The organism is Sphingobacterium paucimobilis HER1398 (assembly GCF_000416985.1).
Lineage (GTDB): Bacteria > Bacteroidota > Bacteroidia > Sphingobacteriales > Sphingobacteriaceae > Sphingobacterium > Sphingobacterium paucimobilis.
This window is the reverse complement of the sequence record NZ_ATDL01000018.1, coordinates 1-25,484: the sequence shown is the minus strand read 5'-3', so window position 1 is coordinate 25,484 and position 25,484 is coordinate 1. Positions and strand designations below refer to the sequence as shown.

Below are 25,484 nucleotides of genomic sequence, written 5' to 3'. Positions count from 1 at the left end.
ATATAATGAATACGATTCGCAACTTGGCCTGCGTACTTGTATCTGTTTTTTCTATACAGATAGGCTGGTCACAAACTACTACTACATCTATTTCAAAAAACTGGCATCACGAAAACAGAAATACAACTCAAGTATGGGGGGTATCTACGCTAGACGCTTACCAGTGGCTGAAAAAAGAAAATGTAAATCTGAAACCTATCATTGTCGCTGTGATCGATGGTGACCTGGATGTAAACCACGAAGATCTTAAAATGAAGTTATGGCAGAATCCCAATGCCAATAACAAACATTACCCGAATGCAAATCATGGTTGGAATTACCTGGGAACGAAGGATGGACAACTCATTACGAAGGTTGGTACAGAATCTTTTAGAGAATATAAAAGACTGCGTCCTAAGTATGAAGGTAAAAAGCGTGAAAACTTTACAAAAGCTGAAGACCTCAAGGAATTCGAATATTTCTTAGCTGTAAAGGCGGATTCTAAGATTCAGGGCTATCTAAATTTCTTTCCGTATATCAAGCTTACTTATGAGGCTTATGCTTTGACGGATTCCTTATTGGCTTTGACTTCATCAAACCATAATGCAATTCCCCTTAAAGAAGTTGGTAGTTTGAAAAATGCGGATACGACCGCACAACAATATATCGACGCTGCTGTACGCTCCAGCTATAAATTCGCTGATACCACCAGTTGGGGGACCATATTTGATTTTCAAAAAAGTGAGTATTTGACTGCCGTGAAACGTATTGAGAGCTTGAATAATACGTCGAACCCTAGAGATAGTATAGGCGATAAACAGGATAATATCAAAGACAAATATTATGGAAACAGTCAACTTGTGGATTCGAGCAGCTATCACGGTACATTTGTAGCTGGCCTTATCGGTGCGGCGCGTAATAATGGTATAGGTATAGATGGGATAGCTGAGAATGCTTTGCTTATGGGGATCCGTGCAGTTCCGGATGGTGATGAGTTTGATAAGGATGTAGCTCTTGCTATTCGTTTTGCTGTAGATCACGGTGCCAATATTATTAACATGAGCTTTGGTAAATACTTTTCGCCACATTCAAAATGGGTAACTGATGCTATGCAGTATGCTCTTAAAAAAAATGTACTCGTTGTACAAGCAGCCGGAAATGATGCTAAAGATCTCGATGTGGTGACTAAGTATCCGGAAGCACCATCGGTCATCAAGAAGAAACAAGATTCGTACCTGATGGTGGGCGCATCGACACGCACAGGAAGCCGCGCTAAGTTCTCCAATTTTGGAAGCAAGAACGTACATCTATTTGCACCTGGTGATAAAGTAACTTCTACGATGACGGCTAATGAGTATGGTACTGCAAGTGGTACTTCTTTTTCAGCACCTATTGTATCTGGTATAGGGGCTGTTGTATGGGGAGCTTATCCCAAGCTAAAAGCATATGAAGTAGCCGACATCATCAAGTCATCGGCACTGCGTAATACAACAAGCGAACTGGAAGGGCAAGCTATAGTACCTGGTACCGCTAATCTTTTGGATGCATTAAAAATAGCAAAAGACTATGTGGGGAAATAAGATATTTATTATAGGCTTGGCTTTTTTTAGCCAAGCCTTGGCGCAACAGCCTCCTTCACCGTTCAAGTATGAGTCTGCAGGCTCATTGGTATTGAACTCGAGCTTGAGTCTAGAGTGGTACGAGAATACATTTTACTACCGTTGGGATACCCCCAATGGTACTTCTTTTTATAGGGGAAGCGCTATACAGAAGACTACAGAATTTCTATTTGATGAAGCTGACGTCAAACGCGCATTAGAAAAAGAAGGCGTAGCAAATCTAAAAAATTGGAAGTTATACCGGATAGAACCTACACAAAAAAGTAACCAAATCCAGTTTAATCACCAAGGGGAAACTTATCGTTATGACTGGAAGAAGCGAACTCTAACGAAGTTGGAGATGCTTAAAAAAGAGGTGTCGGGGAAAACAAAGCGGAGCATAGTCGCTACTCCGTATTGGCAGAAATTCAACGCTGACAGTTCGATGTATATTTTTGCGCAGGGCAATCAGCTTTACCTAAAGAAAAAGGATGCCAGCGAAGCGGTCTGCATGACCAATGATGGAGAGATAGACTTTTCCTTTAACACTTCGGCCACTGCCGCTCAGGATTCCAGCAAACCATCGGGTACGAATGCGATATGGGCCGGTGATTATATAGTTTCTGTACGGGAAGACAAGCGCATGATCGATGATATGAGCGTGATCAATAGCCTGCAACAACCGGCCCCGGTAACTCGAACTTATAAGTTTCCGATGCCTGGCGACGCAGAGACTTCAACGTACAGCATAGAAATCTGGAACTCGAAAACGCAAGAAAGACGATTGGTCAATAGTATCGTAGAAAAGGATCAACGTCTAATACTACCAGGACAACTCGTTAATGGAAGAACATATCTTTTTGCACCTCGGCTAGGGACTGATTCGGAAGGAGTTTATTTTCTTCGCAGAAACAGACGAAATGATGTGGTGGAGTTGTGTCGCCTGGATTTTGCATCGGCTAAAGTAAAGGTGTTGATCAAAGAGAAAACTACGCCTCATATCAATGAGCAACTTTTCAGTGTACATATATTGGAAAGGTCTAATGATATCCTCTTTTGGTCTGAGCGCACTGGTTTTGGTAAATACTATAGATATGACCTGTCAGGAAACTTATTGAACAGAGTGGGCCCCTCGGGTGACTATGTGGCGGGCGGTATTCATTACCTTGATACTGTTTCTAATGCACTCTTTATCGATGTGTATGGATTCGAGACTAACAACAATCCGTATCTCAGACAATATTTACGTGCTGACATAAGGAGTGAAAGTGGTAAGGTTTTGACGGCAGCTCCGGGAGTTCAGCACAGTATAACGCTGTCGGATAATAAACGTTATCTGCTCAATCAGTATTCATCGATCAATAAAGCGGCTGCTTATGAATTACGTGATACTTCCGGCCGATTGCTACTGAACCTGGGACATGCGGACATGAACGCATTGACAGCTACAGGTTGGCATGCTCCAGAGCAAGTGACTGCACAGGCTGCCGATGGGGCGACTAATCTCTATGGACTGATATATACTCCTAAAGACTTAGATCCAAGCAGAAAATACCCTGTAATAGCTTCTGTTTATCCAGGACCGCAAGATGATTTTGTACCCCATAGTTTTGTGATAGACGACAACTATCATCAAAGTTTGGCGGATTTGGGATACGTGGTGGTACAGTTGCCTTCGCGGGGATCTTCTCCCTACAGGGGATTGAAATTCCATAGCTATAGCTATGGGAATATGCGCGATTATGCGTTGGAAGACAATAAATTGACCTTGGAAAGTTTAGCTAAAGATAGACCTTATATGGACTTGGATCGTGTAGGTATATTTGGGCACTCGGGAGGAGGATTTATGTCGGCGACGGCTATATTGACTTATCCCAAGTTTTACAAGGTTGCTGTGGCTGCATCTGGCAATTACGATCCTAATATCTACACGCAATGGTGGGGAGAAACGTATCATGGGTTGAGCCCTGACGGCAAAAAGGGGTATATCCCGACGGCTGTGGAACTAGCTTCTAGGTTGGAAGGAAAGCTGCTGTTGATCACAGGCGATGTCGATATCAATGTGCACCCAGCAAATACTTTTAGGTTGGCCAATGCACTAATAAAAGCTAACAAATATTTTGATATGATGGTACTTCCGGGGAAAGATCACGGTCTAGGAGATGCTTATTATCAGAACCTAATTCATAATTACTTTAAAAACCATTTAACTACAAAGAATGAAGAAGAGTAGCCAAACGAGGCGCTATCCCAGTAAACTCATGGCTTTGCTGCTGTGGGGATCGATCGCTCAGGTCGGTACTGGAATAGCTTATGCTCAAGAGAACAGTACTGTTGTACAGAAACAGCAGATTACGGTGAAAGGAAAAGTTGTCGATGAATATGACAATACTATACCTGGAGCAACAATTACGGTGCTCGGTAGCAATCAGCAATTAGTTACCGATACAGATGGAAACTTTACTGTAACCGTAGCGAAAGGGACTAAGGTGCGTGTGTCATTTATCACCATGGAGCCTGTAGAAATTACTGTCGCTTCTGACAAGACACTTAAAGTTAGAATGCGCTCTTACGATATCAATATCGGTGAGGTGGTGGTTACGGGATATGGGCAAACGACAACCCGACGCACTACAGGGTCTGTCGCTGTTGTGGATGGCGATAAACTGAAAGATCAACCTTTATTTAACGTTGATAAGCTACTGCAAGGTAAGGTAGCAGGGGTAAGTATTAAATCGGTGTCGGGAAGACCTGGAGAAAGTTCGCAAGTGCGTATACGTGGTGCAAATACCATTACCGGAAATGCGGAACCACTATGGGTTGTCGATGGTGTGCCTTTGCAAAAGGATATACCAACGATTTCTTCATCACAGATCAAAAATGGTGATTTTAATGCTATTTTCTCTGGTGGGTTGGCAGGAATAAACGCCAATGATATCGAGAGTGTGACGGTGTTAAAAGATGCTTCTGCAGCGGCAATTTACGGTTCGCGTGCAGCGGGCGGAGTTATCGTGGTAACGACCAAAAGGGGTAAAGCCGGACGGATGCAGACGAGCTACTCAAACTACTTCTCGGTGAATGCCCGTCCACAACGCATGATGGATCTGATGAATTCGGAAGAGAAGATTGCGTGGGAAGAGGAGCTATGGAAACGCTTTTCGAAAACTGGTTTTGAAAATAACACACAGTATCCCACAATTGGATTGGTAGGTACAGTCAGAGCTGGTAAAGGAGAGTATGCTGGGTTGAGTTTGGAAGAGCAAAACGAAGTATTACAGAAAGCTGGAGCTCATACCACGGACTGGTTTGACGAGCTTTTCCAGAACTCGCTATCACAAAGCCATTACCTAAGTATGTCTGGAGGTAATGAGCGCAACAGATATTATATATCAACCGGTTATGGAACAAATAATGGTCTAGTAAAGAAGACTTCGCACGATCGTTATAACCTATCTGCAAAGATTGATATCACACCAAATGACCGTTTGTCTATTGGCTTAAATACAGATCTTGCAGCACAGACCTCTAAAGAACCTTCTGTCGGACAGGATTTATTCAAGTATGCTTATTTTGCCAACCCCTATGAACGCCTTTATAATGAAGATGGATCCTATCGCAATGACCGCACTTTCTATAGCCTAAAAGAATACAATGGTGGTGGATACGATATTTATACTCCACCAAATGGTTATAATATCATGAGGGAGATTAACGAGACGCATGGTAAGACGGACAATTACTCCGGAACAATCACAGCGAATGTCGGGTATAAAATCACAGACTTACTGCGTTTTTCTGGAATTGCTTCATATTCGTATACGAATAACCAATCAGATAATATCAATGGTCGCTACACAGGTGCAGCATTTAGAGATCGTCTTTATTTTGACTCCTATCCGTCGAAACGTCAATACGGCTCAATAACACAGACCTCCTCCAACAACTCGAGTTATATGCTACGGGGGCAGTTTGAGATAGGCAATTTCTTAAAAGGTAAGCACCATATCTCTGCCTTGGCGGGGTCGGAAATCCGCTCGCAACGTGCAAAATCTATTTTTGCTAAACGATATGGCTATGACGAAGTGACGGGCAACTCATCTATGCCGATACCACCAGCTCCAATAGGAAGCGACAAGGTGGATTACAATGGCTATATTGCGTATGCAGCAATGGTAGACGGACTATCTGGACAGACACGTGTTCAGGATGCATTTGCTTCCTTCTATGTCTCTGCCGACTATAACTATGATCGTAAGTATACATTGAGCCTAACAGGACGTACCGATGGCTCGAACAACTTTGGATCTAATCAACAGTTTAACCCAACTTGGTCTGCGGGTGTGGCATGGAACATCGATCAAGAAGATTTTTTCGAGTCTATCTCTTCTGTTTTTAGCAGTTTGAGCTTGAAAGCGGCAACTGGATTTACGGGTAATATCAATCGTACAGTATACCCACAGTTGATTATGGATTACCTCAACAGCTACCGCAAATCTTATAACGATTACTACCGTATGGGCTCTATCGGTAATGCCCCGAACAAAAATTTGCGTTGGGAGAAAACACAAGATTATAAGGTAGCTTTAGATTTTGGACTTTTAAAGAATCGTATTACTGGTTTGTTCGAGTATTATAAACGTAATAGTACCGACTTAGTTACGACATTACAAGTTGCTTCAACAACAGGGTTTACGATTCAAAATTTCAACACATCTGCTGTAGAGAACTCGGGTTTAGAACTTACGTTAGGTGGTGTCTTAATAAAGAAAGAAGACTTTAAGTGGACAGTATCGGTCAATGGAGCATACAATCAGAATAAATTAACTAAGTTCACTACAGCTACAGGGGCAATTAGTGCAACCTCAAACCAGCAGATCAATTATCCATTAAATAGTATTTTCTCTGGTAAGACTATTGGTATTGACCCAAACACTGGAATATACAAGTATGCTGTAAGACCAGACGCAGTTATCGAGTCATTTTCCGATTTAAGAGATCCTAATAACTACGTTTTCTACCTAGGTACGAGTACAGCTCCCGTATCCGGAGGATTTAGTACTGGGGCACAGTATAAAGAATGGTCTATCTCAGTGGGTGGAAACTTCAGTTTTGGAAATAAAATCTTAGATGAGGTTAATCCGGTAACTAACTACAATTCAATCGAGAAGACTGGATCTAATACTCGTGAACCCATCCCTACGAGCTATAATGACTTATACTTACATCATTTGAATGTAAATAAGGATCGAGCGAATGTATGGACAGCGGAGAACCCAATTACTGATGCTTATCCTCGTCTTATAGACCACTATGCTGCACCACTGGGCTTGGAGCAGACGAATCCAACTTCTAGTACAATCACAAGAGCATCTATGTTGAAAAATGTGTCTTATGTACGTTTTGGGTCGGTTCATATCGGATATAATTTCAGAGAGGCTTTATTGAAAAAAATAAGATTGAGTAGTGCTGGTCTTAACTTCTCAGCTAGTAACTTATTTACCATCACAAACTATGACGGAATAGACCCAGAAACGCCAGGAGCAGTGTATCCATTGACGCGTTCGTTCTCGTTTGGTTTAAATATTGGATTTTAATTATGAAGAAGATTTTATTTGTCGCTGTTATAGCATGGATGTTAGGCGGTTGTACTAAGTATCTTGATGTAAAAACCTATGGCAAAGCTGTACCTCAGACTTCAGAAGAGTTCTCAGCTTTGTTACATACACACCTCAATGATGTTGACTATGGGCTATCTAGTCCTTTGATAGATAACTCTAGTGACTTACTAAGTATAGAGGTGATTACGGATAATTTTTCTGTAGCGCTAACTACTGCAGGTGGGGCTACATTGCCCAAGTATGTAGGGTCAATGATAAACAATAAGCAAGGACGCTATCAAAAATTGTATAGCGTGATACGTGATGCCAATATTATTATTAATAATATGCCATCGATTTCTAGTCCTGAAGATCGCAACGTGATGGGGACAGCTTACGCTATCAGGGCTATTGCCTATTATCATCTGCTCCGAGAATACTGTGAACCTTACGATTCGGATAGTCAACTGGGAGTACCTATAGTTCGTGATTTTGATATGGAAGAGAGACCTGTTAGGTCAACCTATGGACAGAGTATTGCATTTATTGCTAACGATTTTGAAAAAGCATTATCTTTCAAAGTATCCGATGAAATATACCGCTACACGGAAGATGTGGTGAAAGCGTATCAAGCTCGATTTTATTTCTGGATTAAGGATTGGGATAATGCAGCCCGTGTCTCTAATGAAATCGTAAAAAAACACCCTTTGTTGGATGGTAAGGCATACATGGATATGATGCTAAGTAAGAATGAAAAAGTGGGCACTGTATTGTTAAAATCTTACCTGTTTCCAGGAAATGCAGATGCAGAATTCAATTCTAATCAATTAGTAATACAAGCGAGACCGCTCACGAAAGAATTTGTTGATCTATTTGTTGAGAAGGAAAGAGACATACGTTATGTCCTATCTTTTGACGAAAGGCGATTGAACCAAAAAGTTCTAGTTAGTAAAGTACGTTCAGACGAATTTCAGTTAATACTGGCTGAGTCATACGCACACCTAGGAAAAAATGATTTGGCATTGGCAGAGATTAATCTGTTTAGAAGTAAAAGAATTTTGCAGTATGTCAATCTTACAGCGAATGATTTGCCTGCTGTAAATGAACTGGGAAATATTTTAACGGATGCAGAAGGAAAAGCTTTAACTCCTTTATTGCAATTGATACTGAATGAACGTCGTAAAGAACTTTACGCTGAGGGAGATCGTTTTTTTGAATTAAAAAGGAATGGACGCCCTATATTTTGGGCTGCTGAAAACGGTCTGAAGTATACCACAGAGAAGTATATGTATACCTTTCCATTACCTAGGGTAGATATTGAAGTAGTGAGGGGCTTAATTCAAAATGAGGGTTATAAACTATAGAATGATGAAATCGATAAAAATAATAATTGCGGTTATAATAGGAGTGGTGATGTTGGCCGCATGTAAAAAGCTAGATGAAGTACCACCGAAAAACGATAGTATAATCAGAGAGTATATTTTGCCAAAGCCTGTTTTACTTAGCGATATGGAGCGTGAGATAGTAAAAGAAGAACGGGCAGAATACGAGAAACTATAATACATACACATGATGAGGTATAAATTCAAAACGATTTTAGTGATTTTGTTTTCAATCGTCGCAGTGGCCTGTACGAAGAAAACAGACTATAAGCTAATGACTATAATAGGTTTTACGAATGAAACTTATGGTGTAAATGAAAACAATGAAGCGGAGCTAACAATCTTGGCAAACAGTGTAGTTACAGGGGAAGTCTTGTTTACTACTTCGGGAGATTTAAAAGAAGGTGTTGATTTCGAACTTGTAGATAAGAGTTTTAAGTTCGATAATAGCATGGAGGCAAAGGTCCAGGTCAAGTTCTTGAAAGCAATATCGGAGGAAACTGTCCTGAGCTTTAAATTGTTACCCGTAGATTTTGCCACTTTAGCACTATCAAAAGCGCAGATTGGTGGTGAAGACGAAGAACTTGTTATCTTTTCTTTCGAAGCATCTAAGTACTACATGACTGAAATTGCAGACGTATTTGTGAAATTAAGTAGGATATCCGAGACATTCAAATCAGAGATTCCAGTGATGCTTGAAGTTGAAGTAGATACCGAACAATCTACAGCTATCGAAGGGGAGCACTTTAGTTTTCCAAATGGCAAACGAATTACAATTCCTGTTGGTAAAGATAAAGCGGCTGTACGACTAAAGCTTCTGAAAGAAGAAAAGGATAAAGGAAAGATTGTACTGCGAGTGAAAGCTCCTGCGAAAAATTATAAAGTAGGTAACTTTGATGAAAGTACTGTACAGGTTTATGTAACATCTTTCGAAAATCTTACAGGCGACTGGAGGTATGTAGCTTTTGCTAATTATGACTATACAGTCACCAATACAGTGAACATGGGCGATGACCCATCAACTCTACCAAAGAATAATTCAAGCAGTGATGTTTTAAAATTTGAAAATGACAATCTGACAGTATCGTTAACCGGTGACATAAAAAATTATTTCCGAGATACGAAGTTGGTAAAGAAGGGAGAGATTGTCGAAGTATTATCGGAAGAGCCTGGCTATCCTAGGGTGAATATGATGCTAGTCGACGGTCTGGCCAATGTGCCTTTTTCCGCAAGAAAGATTGAGGAAAGAAAAGCCGAAATAGGTTTAAATCTAAGGATTATAAACGGAAAAGAATATTTAGATGTCACTGTCCGGGATTACGAACCTATAGACTTTTTACTGGAGACATACGATATGGTGAAAGACTGGGGCATGACTCCTGCTATGCAATTCTATCCACTACGCTACCGTTTTGAACGTGTAAAGTAAAAGATATTATGGACGTATAACAAAAAGCGGAGTCTCTATTGAGGCTCCGCTTTTTTAATGCCTTCTGTAAAATCGGCCTTATACCATGGGTGACGCTGTAGCCATTTTAGGGTCGGTTCGATCAACAGCAAAAAGAACACGGAGGTAAAGGTATTACTGAGGGTGTAGGCCATCGCTACCTGGAGTGACGGAACCTTGCTGAAGGAAACTGCAATATTTTGTAATGTCCCAAAGAAGGGAAACATAATAAGTACGCCAATAATATTAAAAGCGGAAGCTGCCCAAGCTACAAGTTTAGCCATGGAGGAGTATTTGAGGCTAATCAGTAATGCTGTCGATGTCGTACCTATATTGGCTCCTACTACAATAGGGATAGCAGCATCGATACCTATAGTGCCTTGCGTCAATAGCACAATTACCAGCCCAACAACTACAGAGCTAGACTGAATGATTATGGTGATAACAATGCCGTATACAATTCCTAACAATGGGTTGGAAGCCTTGGACAGTACACTTATAAGATAAGGACTGTTTTTTATAGGTTCCATAGCATCGCCTATAAAAGCCAAGGAGAAAAATATAAACCCAAAGAAAAATACCGATTTTCCAGCGATTGCTACCCGTCCTGGAAACATACTCATCAACGAACCTAATACTATGAAAAATGGACCGATAAAATCTGAGTTGATAGAAACAATCCATGCTGTGGACGTGGTGCCGATATTGGTTCCTAATAAGATCATTATACTGTCTCTAAAAGTAATGATACCCGTATTGACTAGGGATACCGTAAGAGAAGAGACAAGGGTACTGGATTGTACGATGGCTGTAAATATCCCACCCATAAAGAATCCGCCAAGCGGGAGTTTAGTAATCTTTGTCATCCATTTTGCCAATCGTTCGGCTCCAAGATTATCGATCTCTTTGCTGAAACTTTGTAAGGCAAAAACAAATAAGGCTATGGAAGCAATAATAATGATAATAGTCTGGAAATTCTCGTACATTTTTAATCTTTTGTTCAGATAGGATGCTTAAGTGCCGCTCTAGGCAGGATTTTAAACTGCGAATATCTACAAATATCTTAATAAAACCAATAAGGGGAGTGTGTAGCAGAAGACTTGTTCTATCTTAAGATTCGCGATTGGACCGAGTTGAACTTTCTACTTTTTGCTGTTTGAAATCTACATAATCACAACCATATTTAAAGTTGGCACAGCCAAACATTTGGGATAGCCCTGCTTTGCCCAATACATTTTTTATATACCGAAGTTCACCGTTACAACGAGGACATTCATCAGAAACAGAGGAGGTCTTCCTATAGTCAATAAACAACTCCCTTAGAAACTTAGATTGTTTGTTTTTATTCACGAGAAAATAACATTTTTCTCGCGCTCGAGTCATTGCTACGTAGAAAGTTCGACGCTCTTCGCCGTTGGGGTAATTATCGTCTCCAGACAAAAGCAGGTGTAAAAGAGGATCATCACTTACTTCTAGGGGGAATCCATACTTTCCACTTTCACAATTGATTAAGATAACAATGTCAGCCTCCAATCCCTTAGATCTATGAACGGTGTAAAAAGGTATATCCCTTTTAAATCGAAACTGATTGTTGCGTCTAGTATCCCCCTTGTTGTCTATAGTGATATCACGCAATAAGGTGTCTACCTGAATACAAGATTCTTTTCGTTTTATAACCAATTCAGACGTACTCGCGATTCGGCTTATATCATGCTGATATCGCCCTAAAAGAAGGATTGACTTTTCAGCTAACGATTCACCATATTCTATATACAGTTTCAACAGGATCCCTAACAAATTTTGGTTAATACTTTGCTTGTCTTCTTTACTATACTCAATCAAAAGCTTTGTTTTGGATTGAGTTAGCTTTCTAAGCGATTTCTTTATTTGATTAGGGTTTTTAAGAATAAAATGAGAAGAGATACTGAGCAAAGGATCTGCAAAACGATAGGTTGTTTCTATCTTCCTAATTATGGTGTGACCAAAGAAATCCGAGAACTGACTGAATAATGTTAAATCACTGCCAGAAAAACGATATATGGATTGCCAATCATCTCCTACAGCAAAGAGCTTATAATACTTTTGGGTTTTCAATACTTGTAATAGTTTGAGTCTGTTTACCGAAATGTCCTGGAATTCGTCAACGATAATATAACGAAACGAATGTTGAAAAAGTTTTTGTGAGGTAACCATCTCAGCCTCATTAATCATGTCGTTGAAATCCATTTTTTTTGATACAGACAACGCCTCTTGATAACCTTTGTAAACACTGGAAATAATAGCCAAGAGAGCGTTATTTCGATCGATTAGCTCGGGAGCGTTTTTGAAGAGCAGCGTGTTGGTCGAGATAATCTCTTTCAATTTTTTACGGTTGGATTTAAAAAGATTGATAAAAGTTAATACTAAGTGGAGCGCAGCATCGATTTCCTTGCCGTAGACTTCTTCCAATATTTTATAGACTTCAACATTGGGTTTGCGAGATAAACGGATACCATGATGCTGAAGATTGGCAATTAGATTTTCCTCGATTGTCTGATTCTTAAATTCGAAGCTATAAGACTGTATGTATCTGGTATGTGCTCCTTGGTGTAGTTCTTGTTTCCAACTTACCAAATCCTGATAGATTTCTGTTTTGTTAGGATTATTGGTGCATTCAAAAAAACGAGGAGCTCCCTGCATATTCAATATAGCGCTGTGGTCGAGAAAGATTGTATAGTCCTTTGGGGTAGGGCAAAAGTTGATACTGTGCTCGTCATACCCATTTAGATATATCGTGAAGGTAGGCCTATAGTTTTTCTTATGTTTATTGTAAGCCTCGTCTTTTTTTATTTCTTCTAAATAGGGGTAAGGCAGTTCGTAAGAGTAGGGGACGTCATGTATAAACAAAAAATTGGCGATATAGCAATGCTCAGGATTTTTGATCACATTGGTTGTAATAAGTGCTGGTCTGCCATCTATGAAATATTTGCGCTTATTCAGTTGATCTTTGATCGACTCAAAGTCGCTGTCTTTTAGAAACTGAATATAATCAGCAAAAGTTGAAAAGTCATTTTCACTTCTGATGGGGCGCAAACCATGGAGAACAAAATCATTAAATGAGGCGAGGTAATTTTGATCTTTTGTTAGATTCTGGTGAATGTTCATCACAAGTTCTTCTACTTCTTGCGGAGCGATTACCTGCGCTTCTTTTCCACTGCCTTTCAGTATGTGATAAGCCAAACTATGAAATGTTTTACAAGTGACACCGAGCTGCCCCACACGCGCTCTCAAGTCTTCAACATTCTTCTTCGCAAAAGAGAGCAATAATATCTCCTTTGGTTCAGCCAACTTCTTGTCCAAAAGGTAATGTACTTTGCCTTGTACCGTCGTGGTCTTACCACAACCAGCTCCAGCAATAAGGAGTGTATTATCGTCGTCCGTGAGGATAGCATCAACCTGTTGGTGATCTAAGGGATGTGATAAACTGGTAGCAAAGTATTGCTGTAATCTTAACTTTTGTCGATCTAAATATGCTTTATTATGTACTTCTCGAAGAGAATCGCTGTTATTGCAAAAATAAAGAATGTCAAGATAAGCTTGGTGCAGATGAGCTGTCGAGGCGTATCCCTGTGGGATTGCCTCTTTGGGTAGGAGTTGTTTAATAAGTTGTAATTTGTGGCTCAATTCCGTAAATGAACAATAATCATTTGCAAACGGAATCACGGTTAGAATGATGTGATTTATCTGTTCCTTATATTGAATAAGAAAGCGATTATATACCGTAGCTGACAGTGCTTCTTGCGTACGTTGTTGCCTATTCCTTATGTAATTGTAACGTATTACCAGAGCGGCAAGTAAAATGCAAATTGCTGTTAGAGTTCCTGAAAATGTCACCATGAAAACGATGTGTGCGCCGAAGATACAAGTTTCGCTAAACTTAGTGGCTGTTTACATTCAACTGTGGAAAACTAAAATATAGGTTACATTACGGTTATAGCGTTTCTTTCCCGCGGACATATTGAGGTAGCCAAGGAATATCTACACGTAGATCATCTGCAAATTGAAGTACAAGATGAGGGTTCTGTAAAAATCCCCTTCCAATCAAGACAATATCTGCTTTCTTTTGTTCAATAATAGCTTCTGCCTGTACAGCTCTTTTTATCATACCTACAGTCCCTGTTAAAAGTCCTGTTTCTTCTTTGATCCGATGCGCAAATGGAACTTGATAATTCTCCTTAACTATAATTTCCTGGTGTCTAACAGCTCCACCCGAAGAGACATCCACTACTTCGACGCCCATGGTTTTAACTATATCAACAAGTTTTATGGATTCCAGTATCCCCCAACCTCCATCGGCCCAGTCGGTAGCAGAGATACGTATCCATAGCGAACGATTCTCCACCACAGGCTTTATGGCACTTACGATTTCAAGTAAGAAACGAGTTCTATTTTCAAAAGAACCACCATACTCGTCTGTCCGTTGATTGGTTAAGGGGGATAGAAACTGATGGATAAGATAACCGTGAGCGGCATGCAGCTCGATTACATCATAGCCGATTTCAACCGCGCGAACAGCGGCAGATCGAAATGCTTGCACTAACTCTTGAATTTGGGATACGCTCAACATAAGCGGGGGCCTTTCCTCTGGGTAATAGGGAATGGGAGAGGGAGCTACAGTCTGCCATCCATTGGCCTTTTCTGGGGCAATTTGAGCACGGCTAATCCAGGGTTTGTCTGTGGAGGCTTTTCGGCCAGCATGGGCTAGTTGGATTCCAATAAGTCCTCCCTGATCGTGAACAAAATTAACAATATCTTGAAGAGCGGACATCTGTTCGTCTTTCCATAGACCTAGGTCTCCATATGTTATTCGTCCCTCTGGAGTTATGGCGGTAGCTTCTTGAATCACTAAAGCAGCTTTACCAGCAGCAAATTGTCCTATGTGCACTAAATGCCAATTATTCGCGAAGCCATCTATGGCGGAATACTGACACATTGGTGAAACAACTATTCTGTTTGACAATGTCTGGTGTTTTAAAACTAATGGGGAGAAGAGAATGCTCATAGCTATAAAAATAAGATATTTCGGCTTCACATGAAAGTTTAGCGATTAGAATATGGCACTTTATAATAATAATTTGGTTTTACAATTTAATTTTATTTGATTTGTTCCTGAATTACGAGACCAAAGTGAAAAGATAAAAGCATATTGGTGAAATGCCAATGGAGCTATACTAACAACTGATTATATACTTTAAATCCAAAGTTTTAGCGAGCGAAGGTTTTTTTAGTCTATATTTTATGGAACAATTCGGTAACGTTTACAAAGAGTCATCGGAAATTACTTGCCTCAGTTAAGGGAAGTGTGTGTAAAACTATAAGAAAACATGATTATTGAAGAGAATGATGCTTACGCAAGTTACAATCGTAAGAGACCTAAATTTTACCAATTATTATACGTGCAGGTCTTGTTTGCTATTATTATTGGCGTATTGCTCGGTCACTACTATCCCAAAGTTGGAATAATGATGAAACCTCTAGGAGATGGTTTTATTCAGCTGATAAAGATGATCATAGCACCCGTAATCTTCATTACAGTATCTACAGGAATCGCTTCGATGAGTGATATGAAGAAAATTGGGCGAGTAGCGGGCAAATCCTTTGCCTACTTTTTGACTTTTTCTACCTTAGCCTTGATAATAGGTTTAATTGTTAGCAACCTTATCAAGCCGGGACACGGATTGCATATTGATCCAGCTACGTTGGACTATAGTGCAGTTTCTGAATATGTAAAGGATGCGAAACACTCCAGTCTTTTGAATTTTGTACTTGATATTATCCCGAGTACGCTCGTTAGTCCTTTAACAGGGACGAACATACTTCAAGTGCTTTTTACAGCTGTACTGTTTGGTATTGGTTTATCGTTGACCTTAGACAAGAGCAAACCTGTTCTGGATTTTCTACAAGCGCTTGCACACCCTATATTTAAAGTCGTGAGTATGCTAATGAAGCTTGCGCCATTGGGAGCATTGGGTGCTATGGCATTTACTATTGGGATGTATGGAATAGCATCTATGAGTAATCTCATCGTGCTAGTTCTCACCTTCTATTTTACTTCCGCTTTGTTCGTCTGTCTAGTATTAGGGGCTGTTGCAAAGTATAACGGTTTTTCAATTTTCAAGTTGCTGAAGTATCTAAAAGACGAATTACTACTTGTATTGGCTACGAGTTCATCCGAATCAGCACTGCCTTCATTAATGCAAAAAATGGAGAATGCTGGCTGTTCTAAGTCTGTGGTAGGACTAGTGGTCCCGACAGGTTATTCATTTAATCTGGATGGAACCAATATCTACATGACATTAGCAGCTCTTTTTATTGCTCAAGCATGCGATATAGATTTAGACTTTGGACAGCAAGCTGTTTTACTGTTAGTAGCTATGTTGAGTTCAAAGGGAGCAGCTGGTGTTTCGGGAGCAGGTTTTATAACACTAGCGGCTACATTGGCTGTAGTCCCCGAAGTGCCTATCGCTGGTATGACCTTAATACTAGGGGTGGACAAATTTATGTCCGAATGTAGAGCGCTAACTAATTTTGTTGGAAATGCTGTAGCGACCATCGTGGTAGCGAAATGGGAAGATCAGCTTGACAAACCCCAGTTAGATGAGGTATTGAATAATTAAATATGTTATTTTGCAGTGTGATTACGCCTAAGTTGTAAATTTTGAACGTTATCTTTGAGGGGCAATATTATTTCAAAAACTATGGACAAAAAAACTGAAAACAAGAAAATTGGGATCAAAGAGATTGCTAAAATGGCTAATGTATCCATTGCTACTGTGGACAGGGTCCTGAATAATAGAAAAGATGTTTCGGACAAAACAAGAGCTAAGGTTCAGGCAATTATCAAGGAGCATAATTATCAACCTAATCTTTATGCCAGAGCCCTTTCCGTTAAAAACAATTTAAGCTTTGCCGTATTAATCCCAAAGACATCTTCACAGACTGGTTACTGGGACCTTTGTCTCAAAGGAATCAAGCAGGGGATAGAGGAATTTAGTACTTTTGGAATAAGCATCGATATATTTTTATACGATCAGGAGGATGTTCGTACATTTATCAAGACCTCAGAGAATGTATTATCTCGAAATTTTAATGCCGTAGTCATAGCTCCGATTTTTATTTCAGAAACGACAAGTTTTGTAGAGGAATGTAAAAAGCGAAAGATTGAAACTATATTTGTGAACTCAGATATCAAAGGGTGCTCTTCGTTGGGATACATAGGGCCTGATCTCAATAGTACAGGTCGATTGGCGGCTAACCTCACCTCATACCTGGTCCCTGCCAAGTCAAAACTACTTATTCTAAATATTGCAAGAGGATTGCAAAATTACGCATACCTAAACACAAAGATTGATGGTTACACGAATTATCTTGATAAACTCAATAGAGAGTTTGAAATCGTAAATATTGATATCCCTTCTAATAATTATGACGAAATAGCTATTGATCTACTGAGACACGTTGGTGAATTTGATCCGGATTTGATATTTGTTACGAATTCTCGAGTCTCGGTAGTAGGGCGATTTTTCAACGAGTTCAAACATATAAAAAAACCACATATTATTGGGTTCGATTTCTTAACGGAGAATGTCGAGTTCCTTGCCAATGGGATGGTAGATTTTCTAATATGCCAAAGACCAGACAAGCAGGGGTATCTTGCTCTTAATTATCTTTACAGACATTTTTTGCTAAAGGAGGAAAAAGGTGATTTTAAGCCTATGCCGATTGATATCCTCACAATTGAAAATTATTTGTTCTATGAAAACTAAAAATAAATTGGATGTTTTGTGTTCTTTTCTTATATTTAACTTCTGTTATCCAATATATAAATCCTAAAATCTAGAGTATGGCTCAAAAAGTGTTTTCCTTTTATATAAGTAAATTGATTATCAGTCGGTTATTGCTTGTGTTCTTTTTTTTTACCGGCAACTCGTTAACGTTACCGATTTATTTGTTGAAAAATTACTATTCTATGGAGACTTTATCTCTCTATGAGTGCTTAGTGTTAGATTCTAAATAGAAGGAGAGCTCAGAACCTATGAATATTAGATTGATTCACTCACTTGTTAAAGCGACATTCCATTTCCTATTTGTTGTTTGTGTCGTGTTTTTTTATTCTTGTAAACAAACTGCAACAGAAAAATTGGTAGATCATATTAAGATCTCTGATCAAACTTATCTAGCTGTTACAGAAATCGCAGACAGTCTCGATGTCCCGTGGGATATGCAATACAATCCCGTCACAAATTCCATTTTTTTTACACAGATAAAAGGTGAAATCGCAGAATTAGATTTAGCAACTAATCAGGTTAAAAGTCTTTATAAGGTTCCTAATGTATACCATCAAAGAACATTAGGCTTGCTAGGGATGGCAATCCATCCTGATTTTAGGACCAAACCGTATCTGTACATATGCTATACGACTAAGGAGCAAGATTCTCTTTTTAGTGAATTAACACGATTAGAACTGAAAGAGGGGAAGGTCATTTCAAGTAAACTTCTTCTTAAGATTGATGGAGGCACGGGGCATAATGGATCTAGGCTTTCATTTGATTCCAATCGCATACTATATTGGGCTACAGGAGATATACATTCGCTGACACATGCTCAAGATTCGACCACACTGAATGGAAAAATCCTTCGGATAAATGAAGATGGAAGTATCCCTAAGGACAATCCAATCAAAGGATCCTATGTCTACGCTTGGGGGTTCCGTAATATGCAAGGAATGACCTTTACAGCCAATGGTAACTTATTGACATCTGAACATGGGGATGCAATCGAAGATGAGGTTAATTGGATACGTCCGTTGCATAATTATGGCTGGATACAGATCGAAGGATATCACGATACACCAGAAGAGATAGCCATAGCAAGTAAGAGTCCGAGAACGGAGCCTATAAGATCATGGACGCCTGTCATCGCACCTGCTGCTCTAAAATACTATAGCTTTACACAGATACCAGAATGGACAAATAGTTTGTTATTGGGTACACTCAAAGATCAATCGTTGAGAATACTAAAGCTCAATAATGGACAGAATAAAATTCAGAAAGAGGATGTCTTTCTAAAAGATAAATATGGACGAATTCGGGCGATAACTGTCGACAATAAGGGCAATATCTATATCGCAACAAGTAATAGAGATTGGAAGCCTCAAACTAAATTTCCTCTAGAGACAGATGACAGAATATTGAAGCTATCAAGGATAGACTATATTCCAAAGGAGTTTATCAGTAAAGAAGCTGAGCTTACAGATCAGAAAAAAGATGCAAAAGTCTTATATCAATCCTATTGCGCTTCCTGTCATAAAGAAGACGGAAAGGGGACAACTGGTAGCTTTCCGTCGTTGATAAACTCGAGTGTGGTTAGTGATGACAAAAGATTTATTTCTACAATGCTCTCTGGGATAACCCCTAGTTCTGAAAATGAGAAACAAGTCTACGATCTACCCATGCCTTCTTTTTCTTTTTTAACAGATAATGAAATAACAGATATAGCTAATTATATCCGAACAAAACTTTCCAATAACAAACTAACCATTGACACTAAAGTAGTGAATGACTTAAGAAACCAAAAATATTAAACCATATGAAAAAGTTACTAAATGTATTAGGACCGGGGATTATAACGGCGGCACTGGTTTTTGGGCCAAGTAAGATGACTATAACATCAAAAATGGGCGCCGACTATTCCTATTCGTTGATGTGGATTGTTTTTGTAGCACTATTCTTTATGGGAATATATACAGCGATGGGATCTCGTATTGGTGCTTCACAAGAAAAAAGTCTACTGACATTAATCAAGACTTATTTCAGCAAACCGATTGGTATAGCTATAGGCATTGGAGTCTTTCTAGTGGCCACATCTTTTCAGGCTGGGAACAGTATCGGAGTAGGTATCGCTATTGGTGAAGCGACAGGAACAGCTCCGTACATATGGGTGATTACATTTACCGTATTGGGCATATGTCTTCTTTTTTTTCCGTCTTTTTATAAAGTAATGGAAAAATTGATGATAGCATTGGTGCTGCTTATGTTGGCATGTTTTGTTGCGACATTGTTTCTAGCGGATATCGATTTTGGAGAATTTGCTAAAGGGCTTGTCCCAAGTATACCGGAAGGATCTTTAGGGTTGGTTATTGCTTTTACGGCGTCTTGCTTTTCGTTAGTTGGCGCTTTTTACCAAAGTTATCTAATCCAAGAAAGGAAAAAAATGACAGCCGAACCAGTGGATATAAAAAAATCGGAACGCGGAGGTTTTGTAGGGGTAGGAATACTCGGTTTTATGAGTATGTCTGTGATGATTTGTGCAGCGGCTGTTTTATTTCCGAAAGGAATTCATGTTGGCAGTGCAGCAGAGATGGGAAAAGCGTTGGAACCATTATTTGGCAGACATGCTAGCTCGTTGTTCTTTGTTGGTTTGTTTGGTGCTGCTTTTTCTTCTTTAATCGGCAATGCAACTGTTGGAGGTGCACTGCTCGGTGATGCGCTAGGGTTTGGAAGCAGTCTGAGTAGCGTGAAGGTCAAATTCTTGATCTCAGTAGTAATGATACTAGGTTCTATTGTAGCTGTTTTGTTTGGAAAGTTACCCCTAGAACTGATAGTGATCGCTCAAAGTATCACTATATTCTTGGTGCCTTTTATAGGTATCTCTATTTATGCGATTGCCAATAGTAAGAAAATTATGGGAGAGCAGGTCAACAACACCTTCTACAAAATTGGAGGTGCTCTTGGTTTGTTTGTAATATTGATTTTAATGGTTAGTAACGTTTATGATATGTTTTTAAAGTAATATGGAGAATCAAATTTTAATAGATTTAGAAAAAAAATACACCAGGCCATCTGCGGACTTTTTAGCAGATTTGAAAAATATTGATGGTGATTTTGTTTTTTTGGGAATCGGTGGAAAAATGGGGCCAAGTATGGCCAAATTGCTTATCGATGGATTAAATGAGCTTGGCTTACCACGCAAGGTATACGGCGTATCTCGGTTTTCGGATAAAACGGGAAGACAATATCTGGAAAGTATAGGTGTCGAGACAATCGCCTGTGACCTATTAGATGATGCGGCTTTGCAACAATTGCCAGAGGTAAAGAATGTTATATATTTGGCTGGATTTAAGTTTGGTGCTGTAGGAAAAGAAGATTTTACCTGGGCTATGAACACCTATTTACCAGGTCGAGTTGCTGATAAATTCAAAAATTCTAGAATTGTTGCACTTTCTTCCGGCAACGTTCTGCCATTTGTTCCAGTGACTTCGGCTGGTGTGGATGAAGAGATCACACCTGAACCAATAGGAGAGTATGCACAAAGCACGCTAGGTAGGGAACGAATTTTTACGTATTTCAGTAAACTCAACAATACGCCAACATTACTTTACCGTCTCAACTATGCAGTGGACTTCAGGTACGGTGTAATTAGAGAAATAGCAAAGCAGGTTTATAATGAGCAACCTATCGATCTCACAAGTAATAATGTCAATGTAATCTGGCAACACGATGCCAATGAAATAGCTATACGTAGTCTTTTACATACAGAAGCGCCTGCAAGGGTTTTAAACGTTACAGGTCCTGAAATTCTTTCTATCAAATGGTTGGCAGAGAAGCTGGCTCAAGGACTAGGGAAAGAGGTTTCGTTTGTTAATGAGCCTGAAAACACGGCGCTACTGAACAACGCGGCAGCTTGCCACCGTTTGTTCGGATTTCCTAAGGTAGGAATTTTAGAGATTATAGATATTACCGTACGGTGGATATTGAACGACGGTAGTGAATTTGGAAAGGAAACACATTTTCAAGAGAGGAAAGGTAAATTTTAATGAAAAGACTTGATAACGCAAAAAAAGAATTGCTATTCGCAGGCGGGGTATTCCCTGCAAATCCATTATGTTTGGATGAGCACCGACAACTTGACGAAGAAGGTCAACGGCTATTGACAAAATATTACGTTGCAAGTGGGGCGGACGGAATTGCTATTGGCGTGCATTCTACTCAATTTGAGATACGATTGCCCGAGCACAATTTACTCGAAGATGTCTTTAGAATCACTAGCGAAGTGGTAGATTCCTGTGAGCTTGATAGACCTTTCATTAAGATTGCTGGGATAGTGGGCTCTACAGAGCAAGCCGTTTCTGAAGCCAGATTAGCCGTAGAATACGGGTACGACATGGGATTGTTAAGCATGGGCGGACTTCAGAATTTAACAGAGGAACAAATATTAAAACGGACAGAAGCGGTATCACAGGTCATTCCAGTATTTGGCTTTTACCTACAACCATCCGTGGGTGGCCGAGTATTCTCCTATGATTTTTGGGCCAAGTTTGTAAATATAGATAACGTAATAGCGATTAAATGTGCATCCTTTAATCGTTATCAAACACTTGATGTAGTACGTGCTATCGCAAATTCGCCTAGGCGTAATGATATCGCTCTATATACTGGAAATGACGATAATATTGTAGCTGACCTAATGTCAATCTATAGATTTAATGTGAACGGCCAGGAACGGACTGTCGAGTTCAAAGGAGGCCTCTTAGGGCATTGGGCAGTTTGGACTAGCAAGGCTGTAGAATTACTTAAATTAGTTAAGGATTTCAAAGCCAATCCGACCTATGAAAAATGGACACATCTACAAGTGTTAAATAATCAGACAACGGACGCTAATGCGGCCTTATTTGATGTTGCACATGACTTTCATGGTTGTATACCTGGTATACACGAGGTATTGCACCGTCAAGGCCTTATGAAAGGTATTTGGTGCCTGAATCCCGATGAGACCCTTTCTGAGGGGCAGAGCGAAGAATTAACGCGTATACAATACGATTACCCCTTGTTGAACGATGATGGGTTTGTGGCTGACTTCTTAAAGCAAAACAATTAACTAAACACAATACATCTATTTTTGTCTCCGTATGGTTGGCAAAAAAAAGGATAAACGAGCACGCATTTCTAGTGGCAATAACCTGTTAGAAGTGCGTGTTTTTTTTGAAGCGAGTACATTCATAACATTAACGAATCGTAAATTAATAGTAGCGATTTGTAGGATATCGTTCTTTTTTATCTAAAGTTTGTTAATTCGATCTTATTTTAGTGTTAAAAAAAGAAATGAAAACAATTGCAGTTCTAGTTTTAGCTATAGTATCAGCTTTATATCAACACATCAGCGCTCAAGTGTCCTTACCTTTATTGAATGTAAAAAATCAGTCACATGCGCCTTATTTTAACTACTATCAGGATTTTCAAAATCACTTTACGAACAAACCAAGCCAATATGCAGCGTTGTACGATAAATATGCTCTTATAGACTCGACGCCTATATACTACCCGATAACAAAGAAGGCAGAAGAATATCCTTTACCATGCTATCAGATTATGGGAGATGGCACGGTCAGAACAGGAACTTCCTATCATTACACTTTTCTGCTTCAGATGTTCTATAAAAGATTAAGCTGTTTAAAGGACGGAAGTAAATTAGATCCTAATTTTATGAAGTATCAAGCATTCGATTTCTTCGACAGTGAGAGCACACGTGAAGCAATGGATCTTTTAGAACTGTATGACAAGGAAAGAATAACTAGAGACGAGTTTGATGAACTCTTTGAAAGAGCGAAGGCCTTTTTTAGACAAGAAGAGTATAAGCATGCTAATGCTATATTTTGTTTTTTGGCAACAGTTGATGAAAGTTATCGTGAAGCAGCCTTTAATAACGTCGGTCTCTCATTTTATAATCAGAAGTTATATGGGAAAGCTATAGTTTATTTTGAACAAGCTATAACACTTTACCCAAATGGCTACTTGGGGTACCTCAATGCGGGCGCAGCTCGGAGATATTTACCTGTTGATTTGGGAGATCACAATCCTAGTATCTATTATTTTAAGAAAGCTTATGAGTTGGCACCGGATAATCCTAATGTAATATCAAACTATAGGAATGCAATCAAGCAGGAGCTAAGAGAGAGCGGAGTCGAAATACAGGAAGTTAAATAGGCAGCAAGCTCAAATGAAAAACCCTTAACCTGTTAAGATTAAGGGTTTTTTGTGCGCCCACCTGGGCTCGAACCAGGGACCAAAAGATTATGAGTCTTCTACTCTAACCGACTGAGCTATTAATTATCAGTCAGTTAAGTATTGTTTTTTATTCATGAGGTAAAAAATGAGTAAAAAATGTCCTTTGAAATAAAAATATATAATCCTAAAAATTTATCTAGTAGGGGATATATAAATATCAAGATTAACGGAAAATGGATAAAAGAGTACAATGGCAACAAAATAAACTCCCCCATTAAGCCGAACCTAGCTTCCACTTATAGAAAGAGAACTTCTTTGTTGAATCAACTAGAGTATGACTTTAGGAAAGCTATAGATTCAGGCTTTTATCCGTTAGAGGAAAAGGAGATTAATCTCACTACTGAATACGTACTTAAAAAAGCCCTTGAGAAAAAAGAATCTTTAAACCTGAATCATAACTATATAAGAAACCTCCGTTATATATATGAATCGTTTATTGATTTTTTGTCTGATAAAGAGAGGAAATCGGTTGTAAATCTCATAAAACGGCAAAGAATCCAAGAATTTCTGCTACAGTTTAATAGTTCTGGCACCTATTACATGAACAAAAGACGGGATTTGGGGGTATTATTTTCCCAAGTGGCTAAGGATTTTGAAATAACCGTTCCATCAGTCAAGTCTACAGATAAGCTAAAATCAAAACCTAATCTGCATAAAATCTATTCCGATGACCAATTAAACCCAGTATTAGCTTTTTTAAAGGAACATCATCCAAACTTACACTTGTGCTGTCTAATCAGTTATGGCTGTCTTTTAAGGCCACATCAGGAGGTAAGAATGCTTACAAAAGCACATTTCCATAACAATTTTACTGAAATCCATTTGTCAGCTAAAGAAAACAAAAGTGGCAGGCACAGGATTGTGTACGTTCCAGACTATGTACAGGCAATTATTATTCCTCTTGTAGAAAGTTGGGTATTTCGGAGTGTTGATGCCAGTGATTTCGGTCAAACCGTGCCACTCAAAAGATCATACAATTATATAAAAAAGCTGTGATTATTCCTTTTTCAATATTCCTTTTCTTAAGGATTCACCTTTCAGGTCTATCCTATGCGAGGAGTTTACGATCCTGTCCAGTATTGCGTCAGCGATAGTCCCTTCACCGCCGATGATTTCATACCAGGCTGATACCGGTATCTGGGAAGATATTATGGTGGATCTTTTGCCATGCCTATCGTCTATGATATCCATCAATGTTTCCCGATCCTGGTTATCGAAGGCCTGCAGTCCGAAGTCATCGAGTATCAAAAGTTCCGACTTGGTCAGTTTTTCCAGCTCCTTGAGATATGTACCGTCAACCTTGCTCAGTTTCAGTCTCTTGATGATCCGGGCAGTTACTGTGTAGAGTGTTTTTATTCCAGTGAGACAGGCCTGGTGTC

The 25,484-nt window shown here is 39.4% G+C and carries 18 protein-coding genes; 14 read left to right on the top strand and 4 right to left on the bottom strand.

All coding sequences use genetic code 11. From position 1 onward, the window contains the following. Positions 1–5: 5 nt before the first annotated feature. The 6 genes from M472_RS39370 to M472_RS39350 are packed head-to-tail and all read left to right on the top strand — an operon-like array spanning position 6 to position 9,985. Positions 6–1,559 (top strand): S8 family serine peptidase, encoded by a 1,554-nt coding sequence (locus M472_RS39370; RefSeq protein WP_021071506.1) that lies wholly within the window; start codon positions 6–8, stop codon positions 1,557–1,559. Then, the gene (locus tag M472_RS0122995) at positions 1,546–3,810 is read left to right on the top strand and encodes a S9 family peptidase (protein WP_021071505.1); all 2,265 of its coding nucleotides are present in this window, start codon (positions 1,546–1,548) and stop codon (positions 3,808–3,810) included. Before M472_RS39370 ends, M472_RS0122995 begins: the two co-directional genes overlap by 14 nt. Then, positions 3,797–7,171: a SusC/RagA family TonB-linked outer membrane protein gene (locus M472_RS39365; RefSeq protein ID WP_021071504.1), complete on the top strand. Its 3,375-nt coding sequence runs from the start codon at positions 3,797–3,799 to the stop codon at positions 7,169–7,171. Before M472_RS0122995 ends, M472_RS39365 begins: the two co-directional genes overlap by 14 nt. Positions 7,172–7,173: 2 nt before the next feature. Further along, positions 7,174–8,538: a RagB/SusD family nutrient uptake outer membrane protein gene (locus tag M472_RS39360; RefSeq protein WP_021071503.1), complete on the top strand. Its 1,365-nt coding sequence runs from the start codon at positions 7,174–7,176 to the stop codon at positions 8,536–8,538. A gap of 1 nt (position 8,539) precedes the next feature. Continuing rightward, positions 8,540–8,734, top strand: a complete 195-nt coding sequence (locus tag M472_RS39355) for a hypothetical protein (protein WP_144062761.1) — start codon at positions 8,540–8,542, stop codon at positions 8,732–8,734. A 9-nt stretch (positions 8,735–8,743) separates the two neighbouring features. Further along, positions 8,744–9,985: a Calx-beta domain-containing protein gene (locus M472_RS39350; RefSeq protein ID WP_144062760.1), complete on the top strand. Its 1,242-nt coding sequence runs from the start codon at positions 8,744–8,746 to the stop codon at positions 9,983–9,985. Between the two features lie 35 nt (positions 9,986–10,020). Here M472_RS39350 and M472_RS39345 read toward each other — a convergent pair whose 3' ends face one another. The 3 genes from M472_RS39345 to M472_RS39335 form a co-directional block, all read right to left on the bottom strand. Then, positions 10,021–10,989, bottom strand: coding sequence for a Na/Pi cotransporter family protein (locus M472_RS39345; protein ID WP_021071500.1), 969 nt, complete (start codon positions 10,987–10,989; stop codon positions 10,021–10,023). 124 nt (positions 10,990–11,113) lie between these two features. Continuing rightward, positions 11,114–13,879: a UvrD-helicase domain-containing protein gene (locus tag M472_RS39340; protein WP_021071499.1), complete on the bottom strand. Its 2,766-nt coding sequence runs from the start codon at positions 13,877–13,879 to the stop codon at positions 11,114–11,116. A 94-nt stretch (positions 13,880–13,973) separates the two neighbouring features. Then, entirely contained in the window at positions 13,974–15,044 is a 1,071-nt protein-coding gene (locus M472_RS39335; RefSeq protein WP_022829419.1) for an NADH:flavin oxidoreductase/NADH oxidase, read from the bottom strand. Between the two features lie 322 nt (positions 15,045–15,366). Here M472_RS39335 and M472_RS39330 point away from each other — a divergent pair, with 322 nt between their 5' ends. The 8 genes from M472_RS39330 (at position 15,367) to M472_RS44650 (ending at position 25,101) form a co-directional block, all read left to right on the top strand. Continuing rightward, complete coding sequence (locus M472_RS39330) at positions 15,367–16,659, top strand: dicarboxylate/amino acid:cation symporter (protein ID WP_021071497.1); 1,293 nt, start codon at positions 15,367–15,369, stop codon at positions 16,657–16,659. A gap of 81 nt (positions 16,660–16,740) precedes the next feature. After that, on the top strand, positions 16,741–17,808 hold the full coding sequence (locus M472_RS39325) for a substrate-binding domain-containing protein (RefSeq protein ID WP_021071496.1): 1,068 nt from the start codon (positions 16,741–16,743) through the stop codon (positions 17,806–17,808). 269 nt (positions 17,809–18,077) lie between these two features. Further along, positions 18,078–19,625, top strand: a complete 1,548-nt coding sequence (locus tag M472_RS39320; RefSeq protein WP_022829418.1) for a PQQ-dependent sugar dehydrogenase — start codon at positions 18,078–18,080, stop codon at positions 19,623–19,625. Positions 19,626–19,630: 5 nt separating this feature from the next. Continuing rightward, on the top strand, positions 19,631–20,833 hold the full coding sequence (locus M472_RS39315; RefSeq protein WP_021071494.1) for an Nramp family divalent metal transporter: 1,203 nt from the start codon (positions 19,631–19,633) through the stop codon (positions 20,831–20,833). A 1-nt stretch (position 20,834) separates the two neighbouring features. Beyond that, positions 20,835–21,857 carry an NAD-dependent epimerase/dehydratase family protein gene (locus tag M472_RS39310; RefSeq protein ID WP_021071493.1) on the top strand — a complete coding sequence of 341 codons (1,023 nt, stop codon included), beginning with the start codon at positions 20,835–20,837 and terminating at the stop codon, positions 21,855–21,857. After that, complete coding sequence (locus tag M472_RS39305; RefSeq protein WP_021071492.1) at positions 21,857–22,918, top strand: dihydrodipicolinate synthase family protein; 1,062 nt, start codon at positions 21,857–21,859, stop codon at positions 22,916–22,918. The genes M472_RS39310 and M472_RS39305 overlap by 1 nt, the downstream gene beginning before the upstream one ends. Before the next feature lie 224 nt (positions 22,919–23,142). Then, positions 23,143–24,024, top strand: coding sequence for a hypothetical protein (locus M472_RS39300; protein ID WP_021071491.1), 882 nt, complete (start codon positions 23,143–23,145; stop codon positions 24,022–24,024). 177 nt (positions 24,025–24,201) lie between these two features. After that, positions 24,202–25,101: a hypothetical protein gene (locus M472_RS44650; protein WP_021071490.1), complete on the top strand. Its 900-nt coding sequence runs from the start codon at positions 24,202–24,204 to the stop codon at positions 25,099–25,101. On the opposite strand, the gene M472_RS39295 is transcribed toward M472_RS44650, so the two are convergent. Further along, on the bottom strand, positions 25,102–25,484 hold a 383-nt coding region (locus M472_RS39295; protein WP_021071489.1), incomplete at its 5' end, for an ATP-binding protein.

Coding starts and splice junctions, on each gene's coding strand:
- M472_RS39320 (WP_022829418.1), top strand. CDS start 18,078: ATGAATATTAGATTGATTCACTCACTTGTTAAAGCGACATTCCATTTC.
- M472_RS44650 (WP_021071490.1), top strand. CDS start 24,202: ATGTCCTTTGAAATAAAAATATATAATCCTAAAAATTTATCTAGTAGG.
- M472_RS39360 (WP_021071503.1), top strand. CDS start 7,174: ATGAAGAAGATTTTATTTGTCGCTGTTATAGCATGGATGTTAGGCGGT.
- M472_RS39325 (WP_021071496.1), top strand. CDS start 16,741: ATGGACAAAAAAACTGAAAACAAGAAAATTGGGATCAAAGAGATTGCT.
- M472_RS39365 (WP_021071504.1), top strand. CDS start 3,797: ATGAAGAAGAGTAGCCAAACGAGGCGCTATCCCAGTAAACTCATGGCT.
- M472_RS0122995 (WP_021071505.1), top strand. CDS start 1,546: ATGTGGGGAAATAAGATATTTATTATAGGCTTGGCTTTTTTTAGCCAA.
- M472_RS39350 (WP_144062760.1), top strand. CDS start 8,744: ATGATGAGGTATAAATTCAAAACGATTTTAGTGATTTTGTTTTCAATC.
- M472_RS39310 (WP_021071493.1), top strand. CDS start 20,835: ATGGAGAATCAAATTTTAATAGATTTAGAAAAAAAATACACCAGGCCA.
- M472_RS39305 (WP_021071492.1), top strand. CDS start 21,857: ATGAAAAGACTTGATAACGCAAAAAAAGAATTGCTATTCGCAGGCGGG.
- M472_RS39335 (WP_022829419.1), bottom strand. CDS start 15,044: ATGAGCATTCTCTTCTCCCCATTAGTTTTAAAACACCAGACATTGTCA.
- M472_RS39340 (WP_021071499.1), bottom strand. CDS start 13,879: ATGGTGACATTTTCAGGAACTCTAACAGCAATTTGCATTTTACTTGCC.
- M472_RS39370 (WP_021071506.1), top strand. CDS start 6: ATGAATACGATTCGCAACTTGGCCTGCGTACTTGTATCTGTTTTTTCT.
- M472_RS39330 (WP_021071497.1), top strand. CDS start 15,367: ATGATTATTGAAGAGAATGATGCTTACGCAAGTTACAATCGTAAGAGA.
- M472_RS39315 (WP_021071494.1), top strand. CDS start 19,631: ATGAAAAAGTTACTAAATGTATTAGGACCGGGGATTATAACGGCGGCA.
- M472_RS39300 (WP_021071491.1), top strand. CDS start 23,143: ATGAAAACAATTGCAGTTCTAGTTTTAGCTATAGTATCAGCTTTATAT.
- M472_RS39355 (WP_144062761.1), top strand. CDS start 8,540: ATGATGAAATCGATAAAAATAATAATTGCGGTTATAATAGGAGTGGTG.
- M472_RS39345 (WP_021071500.1), bottom strand. CDS start 10,989: ATGTACGAGAATTTCCAGACTATTATCATTATTATTGCTTCCATAGCC.